Source organism: Salinicola sp., from assembly GCF_982684285.1.
The window spans coordinates 1-9,524 of record NZ_CEXLVS010000167.1 but is presented as its reverse complement, the minus strand read 5'-3'; the positions used below and the strand labels follow the sequence as shown (position 1 = coordinate 9,524).

Genomic DNA, 9,524 nt, shown 5'->3' with positions numbered 1-9,524 from the left:
ATCCTCGCCAACATGCACATGGACCATCAGAGCCTGATGGCCGCCATGCTGCACGATGTCATCGAAGACACCAGCGTCTCCCGGGAAGCGCTGGAAGCGCAGTTCGGCGAGGCCGTGGCGGAACTGGTCGACGGCGTCTCGAAGCTGACCCAGATCACCTTCGAGGACAAGGCGGTCGCCCAGGCCGAGAATTTCCAGAAGATGGTGATGGCGATGTCCCGGGATATCCGGGTGATCATCGTCAAGCTCGCCGACCGCCTGCACAACATGCGCACGCTGGGTGCGCTGCGCCCGGACAAGAAGCGCCGCATCGCCCGCGAAACCCTGGAAATCTACGCCCGCATCGCCGGGCGGCTGGGCATCAATACCATCCGCGTCGAGCTCGAGGATCTGTCGTTCCAGGCGATCCACCCGATGCGGTCCGAGCGCATCAAGCGCGCGGTGGCCAGCGCCCGCGGCAACCGCCGCTCGACCATGCGCCAGATCCAGACCAGCCTGCAGCGCCGCCTCGACGAGGACGACCTGACCGGCAGCGTGGTGGGACGCCAGAAGCACCTGCTGTCGATCTACCGCAAGATGCACGACCAGCGCAAACCGTTCGCCGAGATCATGGACGTGTTCGGTTTCCGCATCATCACCGACAGCGTCGACAACTGCTATCGCGTGCTGGGCGCGGTGCACAACCTCTACAAGCCGGTACCGGGGCGCTTCAAGGACTACATCGCGATCCCCAAGGCCAACGGCTACCAGAGTCTGCACACCACCCTGTTCGGCCCCAGCGGCATGCCGATCGAGGTGCAGATCCGCACCCGCGAGATGGAGGCGATGGCCAACAACGGCATCGCCGCCCACTGGCTCTACAAGGCCGGTCAGACCGAACGCCCGATCGCCGCCGGCAGCCATGCCCGTGCCCGCGAGTGGGTCCGCGGCCTGCTCGAGATGCAGCGTCATGCCGGCGATTCGCTGGAGTTCATCGAGCACGTCAAGAACGACCTTTTCCCGGACGATGTCTACATCTTCACCCCCAAAGGCGACATCATGGAGTTGCCGCAAGGGGCCACGGCGGTCGACTTCGCCTACAGCGTGCACACCGACATCGGCAACAGCTGCATCGCCTGCCGCATCGATCGTCATCTCGCGCCGCTGTCGACGCCGCTGGAGAGCGGCCAGACGCTCGAGATCATCACCGCCCCCGGCGCGCGCCCCAATCTCGCCTGGCTCAATTTCGTGATCACCGCCAAGGCGCGCTCGGCGATTCGCCATGCGCTGAAGAGCCAGCAGCGCAGCGAGGCGATCCAGCTGGGACGCCGCCTGCTCAACCGGGCGCTGGGCAGCTTCGAGACCAGCCTGGACAAGCTGCCGCCGGAGCGACTCTCGGCACTGCTGGACGAGCTGGATCTCAAGACCGAGGACGACCTGCTCGAGACCATCGGCCTCGGCACCCGCCTGGCGCATGCCACGGCGCGACGCCTGGTCGCGAAGGAGCTCACCACGGATGTGGACGCCGGAGCGGGCGATGGCTCCCTGGAGCGGCTGCTGGGGGATTCCCCGCACAACGGTCCGATCGTGATCAACGGCTCCGAGAGCATGGCGATCAGCTTCGCCCGCTGCTGCCACCCGCTACCGGGGGATCCGGTCATCGGCCATCTGTCCATCGGCAAGGGGATCGTCGTCCACCGTCACGAGTGTGGTAACCTCGACGAGTTGCGCGACGATCCCGACAAGCTGGTCTCGTTGACCTGGTCGAAGCAGATCGATCAGGATTTCCCGGTACCGCTGCGGATCGAGGTCGAGACCCGGCGCGGCCTGATCGCCGAACTGGCCAGCCTGATCACCGATGCCGACGCCAATATCGAGCGCATCGGGATCGAGGAGCGCGACGCCAGGCTATCGATCGTCAACCTGACCATTCTGGTCAAGGGGCGCGTTCATCTGGCGCGCATCATCAAGCGCCTGCGCAATCTGAACCATATCGGCCGCATCGTTCGCGCCCGAAACTAATTGCAGGATCGTTGCCCCGCCGTGGCCAATCACGGCGGGGCGTCGTTTTTTTCGTTATGGCCCCGGCCATGAACAGCAAAACCGCCGAAAAGCGGTTTGGATGTAAGTAACGCTGAGTAAATCGGCGAGCGGGATGAAACGCACGGAGCACAGGCTCGAAGCGAAGCGGAGAGAACGTCCGAAGGACGGCCCCGAAGGGGCGAGAAACCGCAGGTTTCGAGTCAACCGGAGGCACGCAGACATTTATATAATGCTGGAGGGTACGCCATGAGCAACAAAGCCGTTATCAATACCGACAACGCCCCGGCCGCCATCGGCCCCTATTCCCAGGCGATCAAGTCGGGCAACACCGTCTATCTCTCGGGTCAGATTCCGCTCGATCCCAAGACCATGGAGCTGGTCTCCCAGGAGTTCGAAGCCCAGGCGCGCCAGGTCTTCACCAACCTGGCCGCCGTGTGCCAGGAAGCTGCCGGCTCGCTGCAGGACATCGTCAAGCTCAACCTCTACCTGACCGACCTCGACAACTTCGCCGTGGTCAACAAGGTGATGGAGGAGTTCTTCCAGTCGCCGTTCCCGGCTCGTGCCGCGGTGGGCGTCAGGCAGCTCCCCAAGGGCAGCCAGGTCGAGGCCGAAGCGGTCATGGTCATCGGCGACTGAGTCCGCGACTCGATCAGCGCCGACCTGGGCCAGCGATCAGGCGCGAGCGGTCTGCGGCAGCTCGCCGCGCAGCTTGCTCACGTCGGTGCGGGGCGGCACCCCGAACAGGCGGCTGTACTCGCGGCTGAAGTGGGATGGACTGCCGTATCCCACGCGGAAACTGGCGGTGGCCGCCTCCATCCCTTCGGTCAGCATCAACCTGCGTGCTTCGTGGAGTCGCAGCTTCTTCTGGAACTGCACCGGCGACATCCGGGTGACCTGCTTGAAGCTGTGGAACAGCGACGACTCGCTCATGTTCACCATCTCCGCCAGTTCGCGAACGCGCAGCGGCTCGGTGAAGCGATCCTTGAGTGCCGCGATCACCTTCGAGATGCGATGGGTCTGGGTGTCGGCCACCGCGAACTTGCGCATGTGCAGGCCGATCTCGCCGATCAGCGCACGATAGAAGATCTCGCGCCGCACCAGCGGTGCGAGAATGGGAATGTCCTGGGGTGAATCGAGCAGGTTCACCAGCCGCAGCATGGCTTCCACCAGCCCCTTCTCGGCCTGCACGCGACTCAGGCCGCAAGCCGTCTCGGCACACTCCCGCGTCTCCATCTCCCCCAGTCCTTCACCCAGCTCCAGCACCAGAGCGGTAATCTCCTGGGCGTCGACGGCGAGCTTCAGACCCAGGTAGGGCCTTTCCGCCGAGGCTTTGGTCACCTTGCCCAGTACCGGCAGATGCACCGCCGACACCATACAGCTCAGCGGTCCATAATCGATCTCCCGATCCCCCAGCCATACCGTCTTGTTCCCCTGCGCGATCAGGCAGAGCGAAGGGTCGTAGACCGTCGAGCCGATACAATTGGTGAGCGAGGAGTTGGCGCGCACCAGCTCCAGACCTGGCACCGATGTCGGCGTCAGACCCTCTTCCGGCGCCCACTTCTGAATCTGACGGGCTAGAGTTTTCGCCAATTGGGCGAGTTCGTCATCTAGCGTTTGGAAAACAGGTTGTACGACACTCACGTTTCCACCCCCTCATGGATCGCAAATTCCCGATCTTGGATGAATCGTGAGTATATGCCGTCATAACGGGGCTTTTATGACGATTTGGCGACTTATGCAGGATTGGGCAAGACCTTTGAAGGAACGGGCAAGCTAGCCCAAAGATCCGCGATGACCTGCAGAAGCAATGAGTGTCTTTCATCATGAAATAACGATATTGACAGGATCAGGCAATCAACGCGGAGGAAATCGATAACGCCCGCTCGCGGCGAGACCGTACATTGGCGATCTATGATCCCATGTCGGCACTCGCCGTCTTGCGAGAGGCGGCGCGTATCGACCGGCACCGCTCGCCTCGTCTTCATCGGTTGATCGACGGCCTCTCTCGGCGGCGTCGGTCGCCAACCCTCGACACCGGCTCGACGTCGCCCGCCAGGGCGATCGCCGTGGGCGATGGGGCAAGGGATCGATGATCGGGAACGAAACAAGGGAGCCCAGCAATGAACAAGTCCGACCAGAAGCGTCCGTCGAAAACGGGTCTGACTCGCGGCCTGGGGGTACTGCTCGTCATCGCGCTGCTGGCCGGCTGCGATGCCCATGGCGAGGCAGACTCCGCCAGTGCGCCGCCGCCGCCGGAAGTCGACGTGGCAGCGGTGCTGGTGGAACCGGTCACCCTGCGGGAGACCTTTACCGGCCGCGTGGCCTCGCCGCAGACCGTGCAGGTCCGGCCACGGGTGAGCGGCTATATCGACGAGGTGGCCTTCGAGGAAGGAGAGCTGGTCGAGGCCGGCGACCTGCTGTTCCGTATCGATCCCCGCCCCTACGAGGCTCGTGTCCAGGCCGCCAAGGCATCACTGGCGCAGGCACGCAGCCAGCGTCAACTCGCCGAGGTGGAAGCCGGCCGGGCCAACACCCTGATCGGCCGACAGGCCATCTCCCGGGAGCAGTACGACCAGCGCAAGGCGGCGGCGCTCAATGCCCGGGCGCAGGAAGCCGAGGCCGAGGCCGCGCTGACCAGTGCCGAACTGGAACTGCAGTACACCCGGGTCACCGCGCCGGTAACGGGTCGCACCGGGCGAGCCATGGTCACCAAGGGCAATCTCGCCAGCGCCGACCAGTCGGTGCTGACCACGCTGGTGTCGGTGGATCCCTTGTACGTCTACTTCGACAGCAACGAAGCCGAAGCACTGGGAGCGCAGACGCTGCTGGCCCGGGGCGAGACCATGACGCTACATATCGGCCTGACCGGCGAGACGGGCTTCCCCCACCAGGGACAGCTGGATTTCGTCGACAACCAGATCAACGCCGACACCGGCACCCTGCGCTATCGCGCCGTCCTGCCCAACCCGGATGGCGCCTTCAGGCCCGGCCAGTTCGCGCGGGTGGAGATGCCCGTCGCCAACCTCAGCGAGGCGATGCTGATCAACCGCAAGGCGGTGCTCGCCAATCAGGACCGTCGCTTTGTCTACGTGGTCGGCGACGACAACACGGTGACGCCCCGTCAGGTGGAGCTCGGCCGCGAGGTGGGAGAGCTGGTGGTGATCCGCGACGGGCTGAAGGCCGGTGAGCGAGTGATCGTCAACGGTACCCAGAAGGTGTTCGCCCCCGGCATGCCGGTCACGCCCAACCCGATCGCCATGCGCGAGGCGGGCGTGGGCAACGCTGTTGCCACTCGATCCTGAGGCGGCACCGCACGGCGATCCACCCAACGCTTCCTGAAGCCCTTCTCTCCTCTGAATGACAAGACGCGGCGGGCATCGTCCCCGCCGCCCAGGAGCCTGCTGTCATGAATTTTTCCCGCTTTTTCGTCGACCGGCCGATCTTCGCGGCGGTGCTCTCCATCGTCATCTTCGCGGTGGGGGTGATCTCCATCCCCAATCTGCCGATCGGCGAGTACCCGGAGGTGGTGCCGCCCTCGGTGCTGGTGCGCACCACCTACCCGGGTGCCAACCCCAAGGAGATCGCGGAAACCGTGGCGACGCCGCTGGAGGAGGCGATCACCGGCGTCGAGGACATGATGTACTACAAGTCCGTGGCCGGCTCCGATGGCGTCTTGCAAATGACCATCACCTTCCAGCCCGGGACGGATCCCGAACAGGCCACCGTGCGCGTCCAGAACCGGGTCAGCCAGGCGCTGGCGCGGTTGCCGGAAGCGGTGAGGCGACAGGGCGTGACCACCCAGAAGCAGTCCCCCACCTTCCTGATGGTGGTGCATCTGGTCTCGCCGGATGACAGCTACGACACCCTCTACCTGCGCAACTACGCGCGCCTGCACGTGCGCGACCAGTTGGCGAAGATTTCCGGTGTCGGCGAGGCACAGCTGTTCGGCGGCGGCGATTACGCCATGCGCGCCTGGCTGGACCCCGACCGCATCGCCTCTCACGGTCTCACCGCCGGTGATGTGGTCAACGCCATGCGCGAACAGAACGTCCAGGTCTCCGCCGGTCAGATCGGCGCCGAGCCGATGCCCCACAGCGACTTCCTCACCCTGATCAACGCCAAGGGGCGCCTGTCCACCGAGCAGGAGTTCGGCAACATCGTGCTCAACGTCGGCGAGGATGGCGAAGTCCTGCGGCTTCGCGATGTCGCTCGGCTCGAGATGGGCGCGGGCGACTATACCCTGCGCGCCAGCCTCGACGGCAAGGATGCGGTGGCGATCGGCATCTTCCAGTCGCCCGGCGCCAACGCCCTGCAGATCCGCGACCAGGTGATCCGGACCATGGACGAGCTGGCCACCCAGTTCCCGCCGGGGGTGGAGTATCGCACCGTCTACGACACCACCCTGTTCGTCACCGACTCGATCCGCTCGGTGATCCAGACCCTGCTGGAGGCGATACTGCTGGTGGTGCTGGTGGTGACGCTGTTTCTGCAGACCTGGCGCGCCTCGCTGATTCCGCTGCTGGCGGTGCCGGTCTCGGTGGTGGGTACCTTCGCGGTGCTGTTGCTGCTGGGATATTCGATCAACACCCTGACCCTGTTCGGGCTGGTCCTCGCCATCGGCATCGTCGTCGACGACGCCATCGTGGTGGTGGAGAACGTGGAGCGCAACATCGGCCAGGGGCTGGCGCCGCGGGCCGCCGCCCACCAAGCGATGCGCGAGGTCTCCGGCCCGATCGTCGCCATCGGCCTGGTGCTGTGCGCGGTGTTCGTGCCGATGGCGTTCCTCTCCGGGGTGACCGGCCAGTTCTACCGTCAGTTTGCGGTGACCATCGCCATTTCGACGGTGATCTCGACGATCAACTCGCTGACCTTGTCACCGGCCCTGGCGGCGATGCTGCTCAAGCCCCACGACGCGCCCAGGGATCGTCTGACCCGGGTGATCGACTTCCTGTTCGGCTGGCTGTTCCGGCCGTTCAACCGCTTCTTCAACGCCAGCTCCAATCGCTACCAGGGCGTGGTCTCGGGCAGCCTGCGCCGGCGTGGCGCGGTATTCGTGGTCTACCTGGTCCTGCTCGGCACTACCGGCTATCTGTTCAAGCTGGTGCCGCCGGGGTTCATCCCGGTCCAGGACAAGATGTACCTGATCGCCGGCGTGAAGCTGCCGGAGGGCGCTTCTCTGGATCGTACCGATGACCTGCTGCGCCAGGTGGTGGATATCGCCATGGAGACCGAAGGCGTCGAACACGCCATCTCGTTCCCCGGTCTCAACGCGCTGCAGTTCACCAACACCGCCAACACCGGGCTGGCGTTTTTGACCCTGAAGCCCTTCGATCAGCGCACCCGCACCGCGGCGGAGATCAACGCCGAGATCGCCGGCAAGATCAGCGGTCTCAAGGATGGCATCGCGTTCTCGTTCATGCCGCCGCCGATCCTGGGTCTCGGCAACGGCTCCGGCTATCAGCTGTTCATCGAGGATCGCGGCGGCCTCGGCTACGGCCCGCTGCAGGAGGCGGTGACCGCCTTCCAGGGCGCGGTGGTGCAGACGCCGGGGATGAGCTATCCGATCACCAGCTACCAGGCCAACGTGCCCCAGCTCGACGCCGAGGTGGACCGACTCAAGGCGAAGACCCAGGGCGTGGCGGTGAGCGACCTGTTCGATACCCTGCAGACCTATCTTGGCTCCACTTACGTCAACGATTTCAACAATTTCGGCCGTACCTGGCAGGTCATCGCCCAGGCCGACGCCCCCTATCGCGACAGCGTCGAGGATATCGCCCGGCTGCGCACCCGCAACGCCCAGGGCGAGATGGTGCCGATCGGCTCGATGATCGATATCCACCAGAGCTTCGGCCCCGATCCGGTGCTGCGCTTCAACGGCTACCCGGCGGCGGACCTGGCCGGCGAAGCCGATCCCCGGGTGCTCTCCTCGCCCCAGGCGATGAGCGTTCTGTCCGATATCGGCGAGCGGGTATTGCCGGATGGCATCGACTTCGAATGGACCGACCTCAGCTATCAGCAGTTCACCCAGGGCAATGCCGCGCTGGTGGTGTTCCCGCTGGCGGTGCTGCTGGTGTTCCTGGTGCTGGCCGCGCTCTACGAGAGCTGGACGTTGCCGCTGGCGGTGATCCTGATCGTGCCGATGTGTCTGCTGTCGGCGCTGGTCGGCGTCAGGATCTCCGGCGGCGATACCAACGTCTTCGTCCAGGTGGGGCTGGTGGTGCTGATCGGGCTGGCCTGCAAGAACGCCATCCTGATCGTCGAATTCGCCCGCGAGCTCGAGTTCCAGGGTCGCAGCGTGGTGGAGGCGGCGCTGGAGGCCTGCCGCCTGCGACTGCGCCCGATCATCATGACCTCGATCACCTTCACCGCCGCGGTGATACCGCTGGCGCTGGGCCATGGCGCCGGCGCCGAAGTACGCCAGGCCCTGGGCATCGCGGTGTTCGCCGGGATGCTCGGCGTGACCCTGTTCGGCCTGTTCCTGACGCCGGTCTTCTACGTGGCGCTGCGCAAGCTGGCCGGTCCGCTCAGCCAGGATCACGGCTCGACGATGGAAGGCGAGGATCACCGGCCGCACAGCGATCCTGCCTGACCGGGAGCCGCCAACCCGTTGGCAAGGAAGGGCTGATGCGTCACCCTGCTGGCAACGCCACCGGGAGCCGACATCGTGACCGTTCCGCGCCGACTCTTCTTCGCCCTGTGGCCCGACGACGCCAGTCGTCGGGCTCTCGCTGCGGAAGCTGAACGCCTGGCACCGCAATGCGGCGGTTATCCGCTGCCGGCGGAGAACATGCATATCACGCTGGCGTTTCTGGGCGGCGTCGATGCCTCGCGGCTGGAGGCGCTCGTCGATCTGACCCGAGCGTGGCCGACGCTAGACGGCGAGTGGACGCTGGATCGACTCGGCCATTTCCCCCAGCCCCGCATCGTCTGGGCCGGCAGCCGGACACCCAATGCCGAACTCACGACGCTCAACGCCGAACTCTGGCGGGCGCTGGGCCGTCACGGTTTTACCTCACCGCAACGTGAATTCACCCCGCACGTCAGCCTGGTTCGCCAGGCCGACCACGCGGCCACGGTTTCACGGCTGTCCACCCCGATCCGCTGGCGTTTCGACCATCTGGCCCTGGTGGAATCGCAGCTCGGCGGCGGCGGCTCGCACTATCGAACGCTGGCTGGCGGTGGTAGCGCTCCTTGAACCTGCGTTCAGAACGGAATCTCCAGGTTGTCACAAGCCATCTCGACGCCTGCCGGCAGGATTCGGGAAGTCGCCATGAAGTCGGCATCCAGCTCGTGACTGATATGGGTCAGCCAGGCCCGAGAAGGGCCTAGGCGCTCGATGATCTCCAGCGCCATGGCGACGTTGTTGTGATTGCGGGGCGCGGCGCGAGACTCCGGATTCGGGGAGTCATACGCGTCGGGATGAGTGGCGTCGAGCACCACGCCGGGGGGCTGCCATTGGGGCAGGAAGCGCGCGGTGGCGCCGGGCAGGCCCACGGTATCGC

The 9,524-nt window shown here is 65.3% G+C and carries 6 protein-coding genes and 1 pseudogene; 5 read left to right on the top strand and 2 right to left on the bottom strand.

Going from position 1 to position 9,524, the window contains the following annotated elements; translation table 11 throughout:
- Together AC3AYF_RS14275 and AC3AYF_RS14270 are read left to right on the top strand one after the other, a co-directional pair.
- The coding region (locus AC3AYF_RS14275; protein WP_487779898.1) for a RelA/SpoT family protein at positions 1-2,001 on the top strand (2,001 nt) is incomplete at its 5' end.
- 267 nt (positions 2,002-2,268) lie between these two features.
- The gene (locus AC3AYF_RS14270; RefSeq protein ID WP_295035179.1) at positions 2,269-2,658 is read left to right on the top strand and encodes a RidA family protein; all 390 of its coding nucleotides are present in this window, start codon (positions 2,269-2,271) and stop codon (positions 2,656-2,658) included.
- A gap of 36 nt (positions 2,659-2,694) precedes the next feature.
- Here AC3AYF_RS14270 and AC3AYF_RS14265 read toward each other — a convergent pair whose 3' ends face one another.
- Complete coding sequence (locus AC3AYF_RS14265) at positions 2,695-3,612, bottom strand: AraC family transcriptional regulator (RefSeq protein WP_295035177.1); 918 nt, start codon at positions 3,610-3,612, stop codon at positions 2,695-2,697.
- 530 nt (positions 3,613-4,142) lie between these two features.
- Between AC3AYF_RS14265 and AC3AYF_RS14260 the strand changes: the two genes are divergently transcribed.
- From AC3AYF_RS14260 to thpR, 3 genes are all read left to right on the top strand, one after another.
- On the top strand, positions 4,143-5,324 hold the full coding sequence (locus AC3AYF_RS14260; protein ID WP_295035176.1) for an efflux RND transporter periplasmic adaptor subunit: 1,182 nt from the start codon (positions 4,143-4,145) through the stop codon (positions 5,322-5,324).
- A gap of 104 nt (positions 5,325-5,428) precedes the next feature.
- Positions 5,429-8,611, top strand: a complete 3,183-nt coding sequence (locus AC3AYF_RS14255; protein ID WP_295035175.1) for an efflux RND transporter permease subunit — start codon at positions 5,429-5,431, stop codon at positions 8,609-8,611.
- A 75-nt stretch (positions 8,612-8,686) separates the two neighbouring features.
- The gene (gene thpR / locus AC3AYF_RS14250; RefSeq protein ID WP_295035173.1) at positions 8,687-9,217 is read left to right on the top strand and encodes an RNA 2',3'-cyclic phosphodiesterase; all 531 of its coding nucleotides are present in this window, start codon (positions 8,687-8,689) and stop codon (positions 9,215-9,217) included.
- An 8-nt stretch (positions 9,218-9,225) separates the two neighbouring features.
- Here thpR and AC3AYF_RS14245 read toward each other — a convergent pair.
- Positions 9,226-9,524: pseudogene (locus AC3AYF_RS14245) on the bottom strand (hypothetical protein); the annotation flags it as partial.